The organism is Castellaniella sp. (genome assembly GCF_034007085.1).
Lineage (GTDB): Bacteria > Pseudomonadota > Gammaproteobacteria > Burkholderiales > Burkholderiaceae_B > Castellaniella.
This window is the reverse complement of the sequence record NZ_JAVERO010000013.1, coordinates 12847-32012: the sequence shown is the minus strand read 5'-3', so window position 1 is coordinate 32012 and position 19166 is coordinate 12847. Positions and strand designations below refer to the sequence as shown.

Genomic DNA, 19166 nt, shown 5'->3' with positions numbered 1-19166 from the left:
TTGTATGGCACCGTGGTCGCATCTCCAGCCGCGAACACCCCAGGCACCGAAGTCTGCCCCCGGGCATCGACCACGATCTCGCCATGCTTGCTGAGTTCGACCGTATCCTTGAGCCATTCCGTATTGGGCACCAGGCCGATCTGGATGAACACGCCTTCCAGTTCGACGCGATGCGCGGCGCCGCTTGTCCGGTCCGTATAGCTCAGGCCGACCACCCGCTTGCCATCGCCGTGGATCTCGGTCGTCTGCGCCGAAGTCAGCACAGTCACATTGGCCAGGCTGCGCAGCTTGCGCTGCAGGACGTCGTCGGCACGCAGCGCATCACCGAATTCGATCAGCGTGACGTGACCCACGATGCCCGCCAGATCGATCGCCGCCTCGACCCCGGAATTCCCGCCGCCGATCACCGCCACGCGCTTGCCCTTGAACAAGGGGCCATCGCAGTGCGGGCAGTAGGCCACGCCGCGATTGCGGTATTCGTCCTCGCCCGGCACATTGATCTGGCGCCAGCGCGCGCCCGTCGACAGGATGACGGATCGGGCTTTCAGGATCGCGCCGCTGTCCAGTTCGATCTGGATGAGTCGGCCCGGCACCAGGCGTTTGGCCCGCTGCAGGTTCATGATGTCCACCTCGTAGGCCTTGACGTGCTGTTCCAGCGCAGCGCCGAACTTGGGCCCTTCGGTTTCCAGCACGGAGATGTAATTCTCGATCGCCATGGTGTCGAGCACCTGGCCGCCGAAACGTTCGGCCACCACCCCCGTGCGGATGCCCTTGCGCGCTGCGTACACGGCGGCGGCCGCACCTGCCGGGCCGCCACCGACCACCAGCACATCGAATGCTTCACGGGCATTCAGGGCCTCGACCTTGGCCGTATCATCGCCCACATCCAGCTTGGCCAGAAGCTCTTCGACGCCCGCACGGCCCTGGTGAAAAAGTTCGCCGTTCAGGAACACGGTCGGCACGGACAGGATCTCGCGCTGCTGGACTTCGTCCTGGAACAGGGCGCCATCGATCGCCACGTGGCGAATGCGCGGGTTCAGGACGGACATCGCGTTCAGGGCCTGGACCACATCCGGGCAATTCTGGCACGACAGGGAAAAGTAGGTTTCGAACGTGTAATCACCCGGCAAGGCGCGAATCTGCTCGACCACCGCGTCATCCAGCTTGGGCGGATGGCCACCGACCTGCAACAAGGCCAGCACCAGCGACGTGAACTCGTGTCCCAGGGGAATGCCGGCAAAGCGCACGGCCACATCGGTGCCGGTACGGGCGATTTCAAATGACGGCACACGCGCCCCAGGGGCGGCATCCGCCAGGGTGATCTTGTCGGACAGGCTGGCGATGTCTTCCAGAAAGGCCCGCAGTTCCTGCGACGGGGCGCCATCGTCCAGCGATGCGCGCAGTTCGACGGGCTGCGTCACCCGTTCGAGATAGGTTCCCAGTTGTCCTTTGAGGTTTGCATCCAGCATATTCACACCTTTTTGAAAAAAGCGTCCCCCCGGGCGACACCCATAGGGCACCGCCCGACCAGAAAAGCGCGGGGGAGCAAAACCGGCAGCCCGGCCCGCAGCCGGGCCACCGAGGCATCACGGGGCGCGCATCCCGACGACGCGCGCCGATCCGGCGATGGAAAGGATCAGATCTTGCCGACCAGGTCCAGCGAAGGCGTCAGCGTCTTGGCGCCTTCTTCCCATTTGGCGGGGCAGACTTCACCCGGGTGCGCGGCAATGTATTGGGCCGCCTTGACCTTGCGCAGCAGTTCGGACGCATCGCGGCCAATCCCGTTGTCATGGATTTCCAGGACCTTGATTTCGCCGGCCGGGTTCACCACGAAGGTGCCGCGCAGGGCGACGCCTTCTTCTTCGATCAGCACGTCGAAGTTGCGCGACAGCACATGGGTGGGGTCGCCGATCATCGGGTAGTTGACCTTCTTGATGGCATCGGACGTGTCGTGCCAGGCCTTGTGGGAGAAATGCGTATCGGTCGACACGGAATAGATTTCCACGCCCAGTTTCTGGAATTCAGCGTAATGATCGGCCAGGTCTTCGAGCTCGGTCGGGCACACGAAAGTGAAGTCGGCCGGGTAGAACACGAACACGGACCACTTGCCGGCGACGGTCTGCTCGGTGACGTCGATGAATTTGCCATTGTGGTAGGCGGTGGCCTTGAAGGGCTTGATGGTGGTGTTGATCAGGGACATGAAAAAAGCTCCTTGTTCAAAGGTTCAGTGAAAGGCCCATGAGGGCGACGGAAACCAGTGTAGGGGAGCCAAGACGATAAGTAAAATTGATTGTTTATATAGTCATGATTGTAATTAACTATCGAGCATCCGCCCCAGACCTGCCCCGTCTCATCCTGTGTTGCTGTATGCCTATTTTGCATCGATGTATATGCAAAAAAATTATGTTTATCCAGCATGATGCGGAATAATAGGGATCTATTTCATAAGTCATTGATATACAAGATATTTTACCTCTCAATTATTCGGGGCCCGCCCATGCGCAAGAACCTGCCTGTCACCCAACAGGAATACGACTTTCGGGACGGTGAAACGCTGCTGTCCGCCACCGATCTCAAAGGCCGCATCACCTATGCCAACGCAGCATTCGTGCGCGTGAGCGGCTTCGAATACACCGAACTGCTGGGCAAGGCCCACAACATCGTGCGCCATCCCGACGTGCCCCCCGCAGCCTATCAGGACCTGTGGGACACGCTGAAACAGGGCCGCTCATGGACCGCCGTGGTCAAGAACCGGCGCAAGAACGGCGATCACTACTGGGTCCGGGCCAATGTCGCGCCCGTCTATCATCAGGACGTGCTCAGCGGCTACCTGTCCGTGCGCACCAAGCCCAGCCGCGCAGAAATCACCGCCGCCGAGCGCGTCTTCGCAAGCTTCCAGACCGGCCGGCCAATCGCCCGCTTCCATCGCGGCCTGCTGATGGATACCGGGTGGCGGCGCTGGCGCAATGGCTTGCGCACGCTGTCGCTGCGCCAGCGGCTGGCGCTGACCCTGGGCAGCCTGATCCCGCTCTGGGCTGGCGTCGCCTGGCTGGCCGGATTGCGGGATACCGCCTGGCTGGGCGCCACGGGCGGCGGCGCAGCGCTGGTCCTGCTGGCCGGCTGGCTGCTGGATCGCCGGCTGGTGCAACCGCTGCGCGCCATCCAGCGCCAAGCCATCCAGGCCGCAACGGGCCAGCCCGTGGACGACTGGCGGCTGCCGCGCCTGGATGAAATTGCCTCGATCCAGCAAGCCATCAAGCAAGCCAGCCTGAATTTGCGTTCCTTCATCGATGACGTGCACGGCCAGCTGAACGGTCTGCGCCATGCCTCGTCCGAAATCGCCCAGGGCAGCCAGCATCTGAGCACCGAGACCGAACAGGCCGCCAGCCGCCTGGCCCAGACTGCCAGCGCCATGACGCAACTGGCCAGCCTGATCGACAGCAATGCCGACCGGGCCCGCCAGGCCGTCGCCCTGGCCAGGGATTCGGGCAACGCAGCCACACACGCCGCCGGGATCGTGAACCAGGCCGCCGAACAGATCGAACGCATGGACGCCGCCAGCCAGAAGATCGGCGAAATCGTGGACGTGATCGACAGCATTGCCTTCCAGACCAACATCCTGGCCCTGAATGCCGCCGTCGAGGCCGCCCGCGCCGGCGAGCAGGGCCGCGGCTTTGCCGTGGTCGCCGGAGAAGTCCGGGCACTGGCCCAGCGATCGGCCGGCGCCGCCAAGGAAATCGGCCACCTGATCCATGAAACCGTGCAGATCGCCCAGGGCGGGGTGGCCCGCACGCGTGAGGCCGCAGAGGCCATGGGCCGCATCCTGGAACAGAACCATCAGGTGGGTGCGCTGATCGACGACATCCACCAGGCTGGCCAGGACCAGAGCCGCGACCTGGCGCACATTCAGCAGACCTTTGCCCAATTGGGCGATCTGACCCAGAGCAATGCCGCCATGGCCGAGGAATCTTTCGCCGCCGTGCAGACGCTGGATGGCCAGACCCTGAACCTGACCAGCGCAACCGACGTATTCCGGCAGGGCGCAGAATCCACTGCGCCGGCGCTGCCCCAGCCCATGGCTGCGCCGCGCCTGGCGCTGGCGACCTAGGGCGCGCGAGGTGTAACAAGCCCCCTGCCCCCTCTTGAAACCCCCGCAATCGTCCTTATAATTAGCACTCGATGGGGTTGAGTGCTAACAACGCCTCGCCCCCGCACCCTCAAACTTCAATATGTACAGGAGTTCCTCCATGGCACTGCGTCCTTTGCACGATCGCGTGATCGTCAAGCGTCTGGACAACGAGCGCACCACCGCCTCGGGTATCGTCATCCCTGACAGCGCGGCTGAAAAGCCCGATCAGGGCGAGGTCCTGGCCGTCGGCCCCGGCAAGAAGACCGAAGACGGCAAAGTGATCCCCATCGACCTGAAGGTCGGCGACAAGGTTCTGTTCGGCAAATACGCCGGCCAGTCCGTCAAGGTCGATGGCGAGGAAGTGCTCGTCATCCGCGAGGAAGAAGTCCTCGCCGTGATCCAGTAAGCCACCTCACTGTTCAATCCCAAGGAATTTCAACATGGCTGCAAAGCAAGTTTATTTCGGTGACGATGCCCGCACCCGCATCGTTCGCGGCGTCAACATCCTGGCCAACGCCGTCAAGACCACCATGGGCCCCAAAGGCCGCAACGTGGTGCTGGATCGCTCCTTCGGCGCTCCCACCGTCACCAAGGACGGTGTTTCCGTCGCCAAGGAAATCGAACTGAAGGACAAGTTCGAGAACATCGGCGCCCAACTGGTCAAGGAAGTCGCCTCCAAGACCTCCGACAACGCCGGTGACGGCACCACCACCGCCACCGTGCTGGCCCAGGCCATCGTCGAAGAAGGCCTGAAATACGTGGCCGCCGGCATCAGCCCCATGGACCTGAAGCGCGGCATCGACAAGGCCGTGGTCGCGGCCGTCGACAGCCTGCACTCGCTGTCCAAGCCCTGCACCACCAGCAAGGCCATCGCCCAGGTCGGCTCGATCTCGGCCAACAGCGACACCTCTGTCGGCGAAATCATCGCCAACGCGATGGACAAGGTCGGCAAGGAAGGCGTCATCACCGTCGAGGACGGCAAGTCCCTGGAAAACGAACTCGATGTCGTCGAAGGCATGCAGTTCGACCGCGGCTACCTGTCGCCCTACTTCATCAACAACCCGGACAAGCAAGTCTCCGTGCTGGACGATCCGTATATCCTGATCTTCGACAAGAAGATCAGCAATATCCGTGATCTGCTGCCGGTGCTGGAACAGGTCGCCAAGTCCAGCCGTCCGCTGCTGATCGTGGCCGAGGACGTCGAAGGCGAGGCCCTGGCCACCCTGGTCGTGAACAACATTCGCGGCATCCTCAAGACCACTGCCGTCAAGGCCCCGGGCTTTGGCGACCGCCGCAAGGCCATGCTGGAAGACATCGCCATCCTGACCGGCGGCACGGTGATCTCCGAAGAAACCGGCCTGTCCCTGGAAAAAGCCACCCTGGCCGAACTGGGCCAGGCCAAGCGCGTCGAAGTGGCCAAGGAAAACACCACCATCATCGACGGTGCCGGCGATGCCAAGAACATCGAAGCCCGCGTCAAGCAGATCCGCACGCAGATCGAGGAAGCCACCTCGGACTACGACCGCGAGAAACTGCAGGAACGCGTCGCCAAGCTGGCCGGCGGTGTGGCGGTGATCCGCGTCGGTGCCGCCACCGAAGTCGAAATGAAGGAAAAGAAGGCCCGTGTCGAAGACGCCCTGCACGCCACGCGTGCCGCCGTCGAAGAAGGCATCGTCCCGGGCGGTGGCGTCGCGCTGATCCGCGCCAAGGCTGCCGTATCCAAGGTCAAGGGCGACAACGCCGACCAGGACGCCGGCATCAAGCTGGTCCTGCGCGCCATCGAAGCCCCGCTGCGCACCATCGTCAGCAACGCCGGCGACGAAGCCAGCGTGATTGTCAACGCGGTGGAAAAGGGCGAAGGCAACTACGGCTACAACGCCGCTACCGGTGAATACGGCGACCTGGTCGAACAGGGCGTGATCGACCCCACCAAGGTCACCCGCACCGCGCTGCAGAACGCCGCCTCGGTCGCCAGCCTGCTGCTGACCACCGAAGCCGCCGTGGCCGAAATCGTCGAAGACAAGCCCGCCGCCCCGATGCCCGATATGGGTGGCATGGGCGGCATGGGTGGCATGGGCGGTTTCTAAGCCCCTGTCTTGCCCTGCCTGGCCGGTGTGCCCCGCGCCCCGGCCAGCATCCGGCTTCATCCCCGTCACGGTTCGCTGTGGCGGGGATTTTTCATGGCCCGGCCAAACACAGGGACACGGCCGGGGAACCATGGCTGCAGCCACCCCCATCCGTTACAATGCCGGCACCATTCTGACACGCTGTCCCATGACCCAGACTTCTCCTTACAAAAGCACGGGCGGACTGCTGCGCATTGCGCGCGCCTTCGGCTATTCGCTGCAAGGGCTGGGCGCGGCGTGGCGCCAGGAAGCCGCCTTTCGCCAGGAAACCGCACTGGCCGCGATCCTGATCCCGCTGGGCCTGTGGCTGGGCAACACCGCCACCGAACGGCTGCTGCTGGCAGGCGCCCCCGTGCTGGTGCTGGTGGTGGAACTGGTCAATTCCGCGATCGAAGCCCTGGCCGATGCCATCAGCACGGCGCATCACCCCCTGCTGGGGCGCGCCAAGGACATTGGCAGCGCTGCGGTGCTGTTGACGCTGCTGCTGGCAGGATCCGCCTGGGCAGCAGTACTGGTACCGCGCTGGTGGCCTGCCTGAACGCCAGCGCCCACGATTACGCCCGGACCCAGGCCTGTGCTGCGGGTCCGCCCATGTCACGATCCTACAGGACACACGAGCCGATTGCATCATGACTTTCATCGACAAACTGAACCGTGCCTGGGTCGCCCAGGATTCCTTGCTGATGGTGGGCCTGGACCCGGACCCTCGGCGTTTTCCCAAAGAATTGGCGGATCGCCCGGACGCAATCACCGAGTTCTGCCTGCGCATCGTCGAGGCCACCGCACCCTATGTGTGCGGCTTCAAGCCGCAGATTGCGTATTTTTCCGCGCTGGGCGCCGAGGACCAGTTGCAGGACATCTGCCGGACGATCCGCGAACGGCATCCGGACCTGCCCATCGTACTGGACGCCAAGCGCGGCGACATCGGCAGCACAGCCGAACAATACGCGCGCGAAGCCTTTGAACGCTATGGCGCCGACGCCGTGACGGTCAACCCCTACATGGGCCGCGATTCGGTACAGCCCTACATCGACTATGGCGACCGGGGGGTCATCATCCTGTGCCGTACATCCAATGTCGGCGGGGCCGATCTGCAGGACATGCGGCTGGCCAACGGCACGCCGCTGTACCTGCACGTCGCCGACCAGGTGGCCCGTGTCTGGAACACCAACGGCCAATGCGCACTGGTGGTCGGCGCAACCTTTCCGGAAGAAATCGATCACGTGCGGCGCCGGGTGGGCGACATGCCCCTGCTGGTTCCGGGCATCGGCGTCCAGGGTGGCGATATCCGGGCCACCGTGCGCGCAGGCCGCACACCGGAAGGCCGGGGCATGATGATCAATTCATCCCGCGCCATCCTGTACGCCAGCGACGGCGAAGACTGGGAACAAGCCGCCGCCAAGACTGCGCGCGCCACGCGCAGCGCCATCCGCGAGGCCTTGCGCGGCTGAAACGTCCAGCACACGCCTGGCACATTCCGGCCAAACACCGCAGGCCCTGGACCATCCGGCCAGGGCCTGCGACTGTGACATCAGGTTTTACCCAATTCCGCCAACGCCGCCTGCAGGGCGCGGCGTACGGCGGCCGCACGCACGGCATCCCGATCGCCCTCGAACACCTGGGTCACGGCCCGGGTCACGATCCCCGATCCGGCGCGGCGCGCAATCCCGAAACACACCATGCCGACCGGCTTGCCGGGCGTGGCGCCGCCTGGCCCGGCAATACCCGTCGTGGACAGGGCCAGCTGCGCCCTGGGCACCGCCGACAGCACGCCAGCGGCCATTTCCATGGCAGTTTCCTCGCTGACGGCACCGAAGCGTTCCAGCGTATCGGACGAGACCCGCAGCTGTTCAATCTTGGCGGCATTGCTGTACGTGACGAAGCCGCGTTCGAACCACAGGCTGGATCCGGGGCAGGATGTGATGGCGCCCGCCAGCAATCCGCCGGTGCAGGATTCTGCAGTGGCACACAGCCAGCCGGCGGACCGCAGCGCGGCACCTACCTCGCCCGCCAGGGCACGTGTTTCACGATCGTTCATGGCAACACCCCCAGGCGAACGAGCAGCGCGCCCGCCAACAAGGCATACAGGGCGGCGACGATGTCGTCGATCATGACCCCGAAGCCGTTCTTGAAACGCCGATCGAGCAGCCCCACCGGCGGCGGTTTGACGATATCGAAGAACCGGAACAGCACCACCGAAACAGCCTGGGACCAGAAACCGTGCGGCATCAGCCACAGCACGAGCCAGATGGCCACGATCTCATCCCAGTTGATGCCGCCATGATCCGGCACGCCCAGGGCCTCGCCACAGCGCTGGGCGGCCCAGCAGCCGATCCCGAAGGACAGCAGCAGGACCAGGATCATCCAGCCGTCGGGCAGATCACGCAGCAAAATGGCCCACAGCAGCCAGCCGGCCAGCGTACCCCAGGTGCCCGGGGCCGGATGGATCAGGCCCGAACCCAGGCCGAAGGCCAGGATCCGTTCAGGACGGGCAAAGACCCAGGCGGCCGAAGGACGCGGGATGGGCGGCCCATCCCCGGCATCCCCAACAGTATTCCGGTTCGTCATGCGCGATCTCCGCACGGGTCGGTGAAATGGTCGAAGCCGCGACGCGTCACCGGTACGACCTGCCCTGAGCCATCGAGCACACGCACGCCCTGGCCGCGCACCAAGGTGCCCACCCGGGTCACCGGCACGCCCAGCTGACGCCCCAGCACCTCGATCTGTTCGCGCCACAAGGGGCGGGCGGTAAAACACAATTCATAGGCATCCCCCCCGGCCAGCAGGGCCTCGCGGCGCAGGGATTCGTCCAGGCCGGCCAGGGCGGGATGCGCCGGCAATGCATCCAGCCACAGATCGGCGCCGCAGTGACTGGCCTGGACGATATGGCCGAAATCCTGCAGCAGGCCGTCGGATATGTCGATGGCGGCATGGGCCACACCGGCCAGGTAGCGGCCCAGTTTCAGGCGCGGCGTGGGTCGATCCAGCGCGGATTGCGTGGCCCGCAGGCGTTCGGGGTCGGCAGGCAGCTGGCCCAGTACCAGGCGCAACGCCAGGTCGGCCGCACCCAGTGTGCCGGACACCCAGACATCATCGCCGACACGGGCGGCGTCGCGGCGCAGGGCGTGCGACCGGCGCACCTCACCCAGCACGGTCACACTGAGCACCACCCGGTCGCCACGCGTCGTATCGCCACCGACCAGCGGACAGTGGGTGTCGCGGGCCAGCGCATGAAAGCCTTCGGAAAAGGCCGCCAGCCAGGCATGGTCGACGGCGGGCAGACACAGGGCCAGCGTGCAGGCCAGGGGTCGGGCTCCCATGGCCGCCAGGTCGGACAGGTTGACGGCCAGGGCCTTGTGGCCCAGGGCCCCGGGATCGGCGCCGGGCAGAAAGTGCCGGCCCTCGACCAGCATGTCGGTGCTGACGGCCAGTTCACACCCGGCCGACAGGGGCATCAGGGCGCAGTCGTCGCCCACGCCCAGCATCCGGTCGGGCGGCGAGCGCTTGAAATAGCGTGCAATCAGGTCGAATTCGCCATCCGCCTGCATAAGCCCGTCCCGTGCCGCATCAGCGGCGCGCCGTCGCCTGGACCTCGGGGGCGCGGACCTCTGCCGCGAGCTTGTCGAGCACGCCGTTGACGAAACGGTAGCCATCCGTGCCACCGAAAGACTTGGCGAGTTCGACGGCTTCGTTGATGGCCACCCGATAGGGGACCTCGATGTGCTCGACGAGTTCGAAACTGCCGATCAGCAGCACGGCGTGTTCGATGGGAGACAGTTCCGCCAGCGGCCGGTCGATATAAGGCACGAACCGTTCGCGCAACGCAACAGCCTGGGTGGCCGCCCCCTGCAGCAGGGTCAGATACCACTGGGCATCAGCCTGGCTGAAGTCCTCGCCATCACGCACATGGGCGTCGATTTCACCCAGTTCGGCCAGATCGGTGCCGCCGCGCAGCAACCAGGCATAGACCCCTTGCAGCGCGAATTCACGCGCCAGACGGCGCGCGCTGCGGGCGTTGGTACGGCCAGCGCGCGCGGGCTTGGGTTCAGTCATCCAGGTCCTCGTCGTCTTCGTCTTCGTCGTCGAAGTCGTCGAAATCGTCGTCATCGGCTTCCGGTTCCAGGGCAGCCACCAGATTGGCCATTTCGACGGCCGCACGGGCGCAATCACGGCCCTTGTCGGCCGCGCGGGCCTGGGCCTGTTCGTCGGTATCGGTCGTCAGCACCCCGTTGGCGACAGGAATGCCGGTTTCCAGAGCAATGCGGCTGATGGCCGACGCCGACTCATTGCTGACGATCTCGAAGTGATAGGTCTCGCCACGGATCACGGCACCCAGGGCGATCAGGGCATCGAATTCGAACGTTTCGGCCATCTGGGCCAAGGTCACGCCCAGTTCCAGAGCGCCGGGCACGGACACGACCATCACATCGCGTTCGTCCACGCCCAGAGCAGCCAGTTCGTCCAGGCAGGTCTGCAGTTCGGCCACGCCGATTTCCTCGTTGAACCGAGCACGCACGATGCCGATATGCAGGCCTTCCCCGTTCAGGTCGGGGGTCATCACGTAGGGGTTCATAGTGGCGGTTCCTTGATCAGGTCGCGGCGTCGGATGCGCCGGGTTCATTATGGTAACCCGTAATGGTCAGGGAGAACCCTGCCATGCTGGGCATTTTTCGTGGCCGCGCCAGCAGCCGGGCCTGGCCCACGCCCAGATCGCGCAGGATCTGTGCGCCGATGCCAAAGGTGCGCAGCCCGTGGCGTTCGCCATCGACCACGGGCCGGGCAGCCTGGGCATCACTGCCACTGCGAGCCCAGGCATCGAACTGCGCAAACAGCAAATCGGCGCCACCCTGGCAGTTCATCAGCACCAGCACGCCGCTGGGCGCCTGGGTGATGGCCTGCAGGGCCTGGGGAATGGTCCAGCTGTGGCGCGTCGCGCCTTCGCACAGTAGATCCAGCACGCTGGTCGGTTCGTGCACACGCACCAGGGTTTCCTGGTCAGGGCGGATGTCGCCATGCACCAGCGCCAGATGCGGCGCGTTGGAGGCCCGGTCCCGATAGGCGACCGCCACGAACGACCCCCAAGGGGTCTGGACCGGACGTTCGACCAGGCGTTCGATCATGGATTCATGTTCGCTGCGATACTGGATCAGATCGGCAATAGTGCCGATCTTCAGCCCGTGTTCGCGCGCGAACACCATCAAATCCGGCAAGCGCGCCATGGTCCCATCAGGCTTGAGGATTTCGCAGATCACCGCCGCCGGCGTCAGGCCTGCCATGGCGGTCAGGTCGCAACCGGCCTCGGTGTGACCCGCGCGCACCAGCACGCCCCCCTGAACGGCACGCACAGGGAATATATGCCCGGGCTGGACCAGATCGGCCGGCCGGGCGCCACGCGCCACGGCCGCCTGGATGGTACGCGCGCGGTCCGCTGCGGAAATGCCGGTCCCCACCCCCTCGGCAGCCTCGATGGAGACCGTGAAGTTGGTACCGTAACGCGTGCCGTTCTGGTTGGACATCATCGGCAGCTGCAATTGTTCGCAGCGTTCATGCGTCAGCGTCAGACACACCAGTCCGCGCGCATGGGTCACCATGAAATTGATCGCATCGGGCGTGACGAAATCGGCCGCCAGGACCAGATCGCCCTCGTTCTCGCGGTCTTCCTCGTCCACCAGGATGACCATGCGCCCGGCCCGCAATTCGTTCACGATTTCCTGGACCGGGGAAATATCGAAGGGCGGTTCGATCGAAGCCGCGCCGGATGCCGTGTTCATGCCATGCCTGCCAAATTGAGAATGAATGCCGTCATTTTAGCCCTTGGCGGCCTCCGGCCCACCCAGCAGCGCATCGGCGAATTCCGCCGCCACGAAAGGCTGCAGATCCTGCATGCCCTCGCCCACGCCGATCCAGTACACCGGCACGGGCCGCACCCCCTGGCTGCCAGCCGCCACCGCCGCCAGCGTCCCGCCCTTGGCGGTGCCATCGAGCTTGGTGACGATCAGGCCGGTCAGGCCCAGCGCCGCATCAAAGGCGCGGATCTGCGCCAGCACGTTCTGCCCGGTATTGCCATCGACCACCAGCAGGATCTCGTGCGGCGCGCCTGGGTCGGCCTTGCCGATGACGCGCTTGATCTTCTTGAGTTCTTCCATCAGATGCGTCTGAGTCGGCAATCGCCCCGCCGTATCCACCAGGACCACGTCCGCCGACCGCGCCCGTCCGGCGTTGACGGCATCGAAGGCTACCGCAGCCGGATCCCCGCCTTCCTGGGCAATCACGGTCACGTCGTTGCGCGCCCCCCAAGCCACCAGTTGTTCGCGGGCGGCGGCGCGAAAGGTATCGCCCGCCGCCAGCAGCACCGATGCCTGACGTTCCCGCAATGCACGAGCCAGCTTGCCGATGGACGTGGTCTTGCCGGCCCCATTGACCCCCGCGATCATGACCACCATGGGGGCGGTTTCTCCCACGACAAAAGGCTTTTCCAGGATGGCCAGGTGTTCGGACAGAATATCGCGCAGCGCGGCGCGCACGGCCTCGGGCTGTTCCAGCCGCTGGCGCTTTACGCGCACGCGCAATTCGGTCAGCAGTTTTTCGGTGGCCTCGATTCCGGCATCGGCCATGATGAGCGCCGTTTCCAGTTCTTCGAACAGCGCCTCATCGACCTTGACCCCCGAAAACAGACCACCCAGGTTTTGACCGGTACGCGACAAGCCGCGCCGCAAGCGGCCCAGCCAGGATCCGGCAGATCCGGATTGCGTCGACGGTTCACTGGCCGAGCGATCCAGCCGGGCCAGGGGGTCGGATGGCTCATCGGGCCGATCCGCCCAGGCATCGGGCGGCTGCACGGGCTCGACCGTCTCGGCTGGCGTGCCTCTGGAATCCGGCGCAGCGGATTCGTCCATCCCCGCTGCCCATGCTGCGGGCAATTCGGTCGGTGCGACCGGCGCCACTTCGGGTGCGGCAGACTCTGCCACCCCGTCGGGGGTGCTGTCCTGCACGGGCACCGCTTCTTGTGGCGCAGGCGCCTTCTTGCGTTTAAAGAAACTGAACATAGGCTTTACACTGAAAACGATCCGGCCAAGGCCCGGCGCGGACAGGGGCCGCGAGGGTTCACGACACCATCGACCGCGCATGAAAAAACATCAGATCCGTATTGTAGGCGGTGCCTACCGCCGCACGCCCATCTCCGTTCCGGAAGGCGAACACCTGCGCCCGACCCCCGACCGGGTACGCGAAACCCTGTTCAACTGGCTGGCGCATTTCTGGGATGGCACCTTCACGGGCCGCCGGGTGCTGGATCTGTTCGCCGGAACAGGTGCGCTGGGCTTCGAAGCCGCATCCCGCGGCGTGGAAATCGCCCAGCTGGTCGAACAGGCCGTGCCCGCACTGGCCGGCCTGCGGGCCGTCCAGGCGCGCCTGAAAGCCCCTGCCATCCGCATTCACACCGGCGAGGCCTGCGCTTTTCTGCGGGCCCAACCCGCCCCATCCTATGATCTGGTGATGCTCGACCCGCCCTTCGGCGCGAACTGGCTGCCGCGCCTGCTGCCCCTGCTGGACCGGGCCTTGTTGCCAGGCGGCCTGCTGTACCTGGAATCCGAAGCCCCTCTGGACGCACTGCCGCCGGAATGGACGTTACTGCGCCAGGGGCGGGCCGGTCAGGTCCACTACGGGTTGACCCGGTTTGCTGCAACGCAAAAAAATATGAATAATGGCCGCTTTGGGCCTTCCTGACCCCCCGCCCGAATCCGCGCACCCGCTGTCCGGGATGCCCGGATTCCCAACACAGATTCCGTCCATTTTCACGGAGACCGCATGATCACCGCCGTCTATCCGGGCACTTTCGATCCGCTCACCCGGGGGCATGAAGACCTCGTTCGACGGGCGGCCAGCCTGTTCGACCAGGTCGTCGTGGGTGTGGCCCACAGCCAGAACAAGCGACCGTTCTTCACCCTGCAGGAACGCCTGGAGATCGCCGAGGAAGTCCTGGGGCACTACCCCAATGTGCGGGTCCGCAGCTTCGGCGGCCTGCTCAAGGACTTCGTGCGCGAACAGGACGCCCGCGTCATCGTGCGCGGCCTGCGCGCCGTGTCGGACTTCGAATACGAATTCCAGATGGCCGGCATGAACCGCCACCTGCTGCCGGAAGTCGAAACCCTGTTCATGACCCCGTCGGACCAGTACCAGTTCATCTCCGGCACCATCGTGCGCGAAATCGCCATTCTGGGCGGGGATGTCAGCAAGTTCGTGTTCCCGTCCGTAGAACGCTGGCTGCACGCCAAGGCCAAGGCCCTGCGCGAAGCACAGGAAGCGGCCAAGGGTTCGTGAGCCCGCTGCGCGCCGCCTGACGGGTCACCGGGCCGGCCAGTCGACGGGCCCCGCCTCGGGGTGTATCTTGACCAGCCGGCAGGGCTGGCCCAGCCACTGGGAAAACCAGGCTGCGGCCAGTTCGCCCTCGTCCACGACTCGCACATCCCGCCCGCCGATGCATGCGACGCGATCGACACTGTCGTCATCCTCGATCACATCCAGCGGAACATCCAGGCGCAACATGCCATCCGCGCGGATCACCAGATAGCCGAAACGCAAGCTGAGTTCCAGCCGGGCCAAGCCTGGCGCCCGGTCCGCATCCAGCCAGCGGTCCTGGGCATCGACCATCAGCCAGCGGTGATCATAGGGCCGTGCGGTTTCGTCGGCCAGGACAGCCGCCCCGGCAATCGGCTGAAAAACGGATTCGGTCGTCATCATCGTGCAGTGTCCATCGTGCGCTTCATTGTCCCAGCAAGCCCTTGATGGCCTTGCCGATGCGTTCCACTGGATCGGCGGCGGGCGCTGGCGCCCGGGCATCATTCGAGCCCGCGCCCGGCGCTGCGGGCTCGGGGGACGGCAATGCCTGCTCGATCAGGTCCTTGCCCTTGAGCAATTCCATCAGACCCGACTTCAAGGCGCGCTGGACGGACGAGTTGCGAATGCTCGCCCAGTTGATCTCGTATTCAGGCCGATCCCAGGCGCCAGTGATGTGGACGGGCAGGGTCGCGCCCAGCAGCGGCGTCAGTGCAGTGTCCAAGCCCTTGGGCAAGCGTGCCGCCACCTGGGCCAGCAGCACCAGGTCCAGGCTGCGGCCAGGCACGTCGATGCGCGCCGGCTTGCCTTCGGACACACGCACCAGACTGGATACCAAGGACAATTTCGATAACTGCCCCTGCCCGTCCTTGAGATCGAGCCGGGCATCCAGGCTGCTGAAAGCAGTGCTGCGACGGCTGTCGAACGGCGATTCCAAGGCATCCAGGCGGCCCTTCAGGACATTGCCCAACGCCGTCGCCACCTCGGTCAGTGTCCGTGCGGCGTCGACACCCTGCACAGCGCCGTCGCGCACCTGCACGGACGCCCGGCCAGCCAGCGAACGCTGCAGCGCATCCAGCGTGGCGCCCTGAGCGCGCAGATCAATCTGCGCCGCGCCGCGCCCCGACAACAGATTCTGGCCCATCACGGCCTGGATCAAAGGCGCCACGGCGACCTTGTCCAGATTCAGCTTCAGGCCGAACGCCTGATCGGCCGACGCGCTGAACTGCCCCGACAGCGTGCCCTCGTACAGGCCGGCCGACAACTTGGACACCGTCAGCGCGTCCTTGTGGACACGGACCTGGGCGCTCACCCCCGTCAGCTGCGCATCCCGCGCCCGCAGGTCGCCGATCTGCACATCACCTTCGATGTCCAGCCCCCGGAGCAGCGACAGATCGATCGGCACAGGCGCAGTGGCCCCGGTCGCGGCATCCTTCGTCTTTTGGGCCCGATCCGGCTCCTGGGCCTTGCCCGATGACTTTTCCGCTGCCGGGGATTCTTCGGCAGGCTTGGCCGGGGCACGGGTCTGCGGCGCCGGCAGCCAGCGGTTCAGGTCGAATTTTTCCGTATTCAAGGTGAACCGCGTCCTGGGCTGGAGCGCAGCCAGTTGCGTGGTCTGGGACTTGAAGGCCGCCTGACCGCCATCGATCACGGCATTCAGATCCACCGACAACAGATCCTGTCCCAGATCCAGATGCACACTGCCGATCATGGGAAATTCATAGCTGCCAGACGGCAGTGCCTGGTCACGCACCCCCATGTCACCCTTGAGGGCGCTCAGGGAACCCTTGCGCTGGGCCGTATTCCAGACCAGCGGCGACGTCAGATTCAGGCGCAGCAGACGTTCTCCCTGGGTCAGGCCACCATCCAGGCTGACCGAGTGGAACTGCCATTCGCCAGCATCCCCGGACAGACCCTCCAGGCCCAGCGAAACGGCCAAGGTATCGTCACCGGTCCATTTGAACGTGCCGGTCACGGGATCGGCCTGGGCCGATACGGGCGAGATCGCCAAGGCGGGTGCATCCAGGGCCAGATCCAGGGATCGAGGGCCATCCTGCCCGACGGCTCGCAGGGCCAGCTTGTCGATCTTGAGCGCGGTGTTGCGCTGATCCAGGCGCAGTTGCGCCGCCGTCAGGCTGGCTTTCAGCCCCTGGATCGGATGGGCGCCGACGATGTTGCCGTTCAGGGCCAGTTCCAGATTGTCTGCGGAAAAGCGGCGGGCCTTGCCATCGTAGGCCAGGTTGCCCCGCAGCGTGGCCTGTGACTGATCCAGATTGCCCAGGCGGCCGTTCAGCTGCACGTTGATCTTCTGCGCCGAATAGCCTCGCCCACCGGGATTCAGGCGCAACAGCGCCTGAGCCTGGAACTGGGCATCCTGAACCGGATCGCTGCCTGTGACCACGGCCTTCAGGGACACGTCGAAAGGCTGATCATAGGTGACCCGGCCCGTATTTGCTTCGATCTGATCGAAAGTCGTGGACAGGCCGTCACGCTGATCAATGTACTGGACCCGGCCCGACTTCAGTTCCAGGCCGGCGATGTCGATGCTGAAGTCCGAACCGGCCCCAGGGGTCGGCAAAGCCCCAGCCACCACCCCGGCAGCAGGGGCAGCGGCCACCGGCACATCGGTATCCAGCAGGTCACTGAAATTGAAACGGCCCTGGGCATCGCGCACGACGTAGGCTTTCAGGCCGGTGACGGCCACGTGGTCCACCACCAGCTGGTTCGACAGCAAAGGCCAGATCGCCACCGCGAAACGGGCACTGTCGATGGACACGAACGTATCCTGGGTGCCGCGATTGGACAGCGCCACGTCACTGACGGACAGGCCAATCCGAGGAAACAGCGACAGGCCGATGTCACCCCCGATGGTCAGCGTGCGCGCGGTGTGCTCGAACACCAGGGATTCCAGCCTGGATTTATAGGCATTCGGATTGAAGGTCAGTAGAAAAATCGCCAGCCCGACCACCGCCAGCAGCAGCGCCACGACCAGGCCGAACAGCGCTCGCTTCAACCAGACATTCATTTTTTAACCCGCATCCTCGACGTTCCTGGCGTCCCGCCACTGGCCGGACAGCAACTGGAATGCTAACCCATGCCGGCGCCCGGTCCGGCCATTTGGGGCACCCGGCCGCATTCTATTGCACCGCATTGCATTTCGTAGAAGAATGCGAAGGGGTCATATTATCCATTGTTATATAAACATGCGATCATAAACGTTATTCAGCCCTTATATTGAACGCACATTCGCCGGTACGATGGCCGATTGCGCCACGACACCGCACAGGAGCCTGATCATGACCCGCCGTTTCGAAACCCTGGCCGTCCACGCCGGTTATTCCCCCGACCCCACGACCAAATCGGTCGCCGTGCCGATCTACCAGACCACCTCGTATGCGTTTGACGACACCCAGCATGGCGCAGACCTGTTCGACCTGAAAGTCCCCGGCAATATCTACACCCGCATCATGAACCCGACCAACGCCGTGCTGGAAGAACGGGTCGCGGCCCTGGAAGGCGGCGTGGCCGCACTGGCAGTGGCATCGGGCATGACCGCCATCACCTACGCCATCCAGGCCCTGGCGCAGGCGGGCGACAATATCGTGTCCACCAGCAAGCTCTATGGCGGCACCTACAACCTGTTTGCCCATACCTTCCCGCGCCAGGGGCTGGAAGTCCGCTTCGCCCCCCACGATGACGTGGCCGCGCTGGAAGCCCTGATCGACGAACGCACCCGCGCCGTGTTTTGCGAATCCGTCGGCAACCCGGCGGGCAACATCATCGACATCCAGGCGCTGGCCGAAGCTGCCCACCGCCACGGCGTGCCGCTGATCGTGGACAATACGGTCGCTTCGCCCGCCCTGTGCCGCCCCATCGAATGGGGTGCCGATATCGTGGTGCATGCCCTGACCAAGTACATGGGGGGACACGGCACCAGCATCGCCGGCGCCATCGTGGACAGCGGCAAATTCCCCTGGGCCGAACACCGCGACCGCTTTCCCATGCTGAATGAGCCGGACCCGTCCTACCATGGCGTGGTCTACACCGAGGCTTTCGGGCCAGCCGCCTTCATCGGCCGCTGCCGTGTCGTTCCCCTGCGCAATACCGGGGGCGCGCTCTCGCCTTTCAATTCCTTTCTGGTGCTGCAGGGCATCGAAACCCTGGCCCTGCGCATGGAACGCCACTGCGCCAACGCACTGGCCGTGGCCCGCTTCCTGAAAGACCACCCCCAGGTCGCCTGGGTGAACTATGCCGGCCTACCGGACCACCCCGAGCACGCCCTGGCGCAGAAATACATGGGCGGACTGCCGGCCAGCATCCTGTCCTTCGGCATCCAGGGTGGGCGTACCGCAGGCGCCCGCTTCATCGACGCCCTGCAACTGATCCTGCGGCTGGTCAACATCGGCGATGCAAAATCCCTGGCCTGCCATCCGGCCTCGACCACGCACCGCCAGCTCAACCCCGAAGAACTCGCTCGTGCCGGTGTCGGCGAAGACATGATCCGCCTGTCCATCGGCATCGAGCACATCGACGACATCCTCGACGATCTGCGCCAGGCGCTGAACGCCAGCCGCTGA

At 64.9% G+C, this 19166-nt stretch carries 19 protein-coding genes; 8 read left to right on the top strand and 11 right to left on the bottom strand.

Annotation, left to right across the window (positions count from 1 at the left end):
• Nucleotides 1-1469, bottom strand: a 1469-nt coding sequence (ahpF, locus tag RBR29_RS02655; protein ID WP_320346968.1) for an alkyl hydroperoxide reductase subunit F, incomplete at its 3' end; no start/stop codon positions are given.
• 167 nt (nucleotides 1470-1636) lie between these two features.
• On the bottom strand, nucleotides 1637-2200 hold the full coding sequence (ahpC, locus tag RBR29_RS02650) for an alkyl hydroperoxide reductase subunit C (RefSeq protein WP_320346966.1): 564 nt from the start codon (nucleotides 2198-2200) through the stop codon (nucleotides 1637-1639).
• A gap of 297 nt (nucleotides 2201-2497) precedes the next feature.
• Between ahpC and RBR29_RS02645 the strand changes: the two genes are divergently transcribed.
• The 5 genes from RBR29_RS02645 (at nucleotide 2498) to pyrF (ending at nucleotide 7706) form a co-directional block, all read left to right on the top strand.
• Nucleotides 2498-4108 (top strand): methyl-accepting chemotaxis protein, encoded by a 1611-nt coding sequence (locus RBR29_RS02645; protein ID WP_320346964.1) that lies wholly within the window; start codon nucleotides 2498-2500, stop codon nucleotides 4106-4108.
• 139 nt (nucleotides 4109-4247) lie between these two features.
• Nucleotides 4248-4535, top strand: coding sequence for a co-chaperone GroES (locus tag RBR29_RS02640; protein ID WP_320346962.1), 288 nt, complete (start codon nucleotides 4248-4250; stop codon nucleotides 4533-4535).
• Between the two features lie 34 nt (nucleotides 4536-4569).
• Nucleotides 4570-6216, top strand: coding sequence for a chaperonin GroEL (gene groL / locus RBR29_RS02635; RefSeq protein WP_320346960.1), 1647 nt, complete (start codon nucleotides 4570-4572; stop codon nucleotides 6214-6216).
• A gap of 187 nt (nucleotides 6217-6403) precedes the next feature.
• Nucleotides 6404-6793, top strand: coding sequence for a diacylglycerol kinase (locus RBR29_RS02630; RefSeq protein WP_320346970.1), 390 nt, complete (start codon nucleotides 6404-6406; stop codon nucleotides 6791-6793).
• A 91-nt stretch (nucleotides 6794-6884) separates the two neighbouring features.
• Nucleotides 6885-7706 carry an orotidine-5'-phosphate decarboxylase gene (pyrF, locus tag RBR29_RS02625; protein WP_320346958.1) on the top strand — a complete coding sequence of 274 codons (822 nt, stop codon included), beginning with the start codon at nucleotides 6885-6887 and terminating at the stop codon, nucleotides 7704-7706.
• Nucleotides 7707-7786: 80 nt separating this feature from the next.
• Here the strand turns inward: pyrF and RBR29_RS02620 are convergent, their stop codons facing one another.
• The 7 genes from RBR29_RS02620 to ftsY are packed head-to-tail and all read right to left on the bottom strand — an operon-like array spanning nucleotide 7787 to nucleotide 13301.
• Nucleotides 7787-8293: a CinA family protein gene (locus RBR29_RS02620; protein ID WP_320346956.1), complete on the bottom strand. Its 507-nt coding sequence runs from the start codon at nucleotides 8291-8293 to the stop codon at nucleotides 7787-7789.
• Entirely contained in the window at nucleotides 8290-8823 is a 534-nt protein-coding gene (locus tag RBR29_RS02615) for a phosphatidylglycerophosphatase A (protein ID WP_320346954.1), read from the bottom strand. The genes RBR29_RS02620 and RBR29_RS02615 overlap by 4 nt, the downstream gene beginning before the upstream one ends.
• Complete coding sequence (gene thiL, locus RBR29_RS02610; RefSeq protein ID WP_320346952.1) at nucleotides 8820-9803, bottom strand: thiamine-phosphate kinase; 984 nt, start codon at nucleotides 9801-9803, stop codon at nucleotides 8820-8822. Before thiL ends, RBR29_RS02615 begins: the two co-directional genes overlap by 4 nt.
• A gap of 19 nt (nucleotides 9804-9822) precedes the next feature.
• Entirely contained in the window at nucleotides 9823-10308 is a 486-nt protein-coding gene (gene nusB, locus RBR29_RS02605; RefSeq protein WP_320346950.1) for a transcription antitermination factor NusB, read from the bottom strand.
• Nucleotides 10301-10828 (bottom strand): 6,7-dimethyl-8-ribityllumazine synthase, encoded by a 528-nt coding sequence (gene ribH, locus RBR29_RS02600; protein WP_320346948.1) that lies wholly within the window; start codon nucleotides 10826-10828, stop codon nucleotides 10301-10303. Before ribH ends, nusB begins: the two co-directional genes overlap by 8 nt.
• Before the next feature lie 16 nt (nucleotides 10829-10844).
• A complete protein-coding gene (gene ribBA / locus RBR29_RS02595) occupies nucleotides 10845-12026 on the bottom strand; it encodes a bifunctional 3,4-dihydroxy-2-butanone-4-phosphate synthase/GTP cyclohydrolase II (RefSeq protein ID WP_320346946.1) in 1182 nt (393 codons plus the stop codon).
• Between the two features lie 36 nt (nucleotides 12027-12062).
• Complete coding sequence (gene ftsY / locus RBR29_RS02590; protein WP_320346945.1) at nucleotides 12063-13301, bottom strand: signal recognition particle-docking protein FtsY; 1239 nt, start codon at nucleotides 13299-13301, stop codon at nucleotides 12063-12065.
• 79 nt (nucleotides 13302-13380) lie between these two features.
• Between ftsY and RBR29_RS02585 the strand changes: the two genes are divergently transcribed.
• Together RBR29_RS02585 and coaD are read left to right on the top strand one after the other, a co-directional pair.
• Nucleotides 13381-13980 carry an RsmD family RNA methyltransferase gene (locus RBR29_RS02585; RefSeq protein ID WP_320346943.1) on the top strand — a complete coding sequence of 200 codons (600 nt, stop codon included), beginning with the start codon at nucleotides 13381-13383 and terminating at the stop codon, nucleotides 13978-13980.
• Between the two features lie 81 nt (nucleotides 13981-14061).
• Nucleotides 14062-14574, top strand: coding sequence for a pantetheine-phosphate adenylyltransferase (gene coaD / locus RBR29_RS02580; protein ID WP_320346941.1), 513 nt, complete (start codon nucleotides 14062-14064; stop codon nucleotides 14572-14574).
• Between the two features lie 24 nt (nucleotides 14575-14598).
• Here coaD and RBR29_RS02575 read toward each other — a convergent pair whose 3' ends face one another.
• Both RBR29_RS02575 and RBR29_RS02570 read right to left on the bottom strand, forming a co-directional pair.
• Nucleotides 14599-14994: an MOSC N-terminal beta barrel domain-containing protein gene (locus tag RBR29_RS02575; RefSeq protein WP_320346939.1), complete on the bottom strand. Its 396-nt coding sequence runs from the start codon at nucleotides 14992-14994 to the stop codon at nucleotides 14599-14601.
• A 22-nt stretch (nucleotides 14995-15016) separates the two neighbouring features.
• Nucleotides 15017-17614, bottom strand: a complete 2598-nt coding sequence (locus RBR29_RS02570) for an AsmA family protein (protein WP_320346937.1) — start codon at nucleotides 17612-17614, stop codon at nucleotides 15017-15019.
• Between the two features lie 271 nt (nucleotides 17615-17885).
• On the opposite strand from RBR29_RS02570, the gene RBR29_RS02565 reads away from it, so the two are divergent.
• On the top strand, nucleotides 17886-19166 hold the full coding sequence (locus RBR29_RS02565) for a bifunctional O-acetylhomoserine aminocarboxypropyltransferase/cysteine synthase (RefSeq protein ID WP_320346935.1): 1281 nt from the start codon (nucleotides 17886-17888) through the stop codon (nucleotides 19164-19166).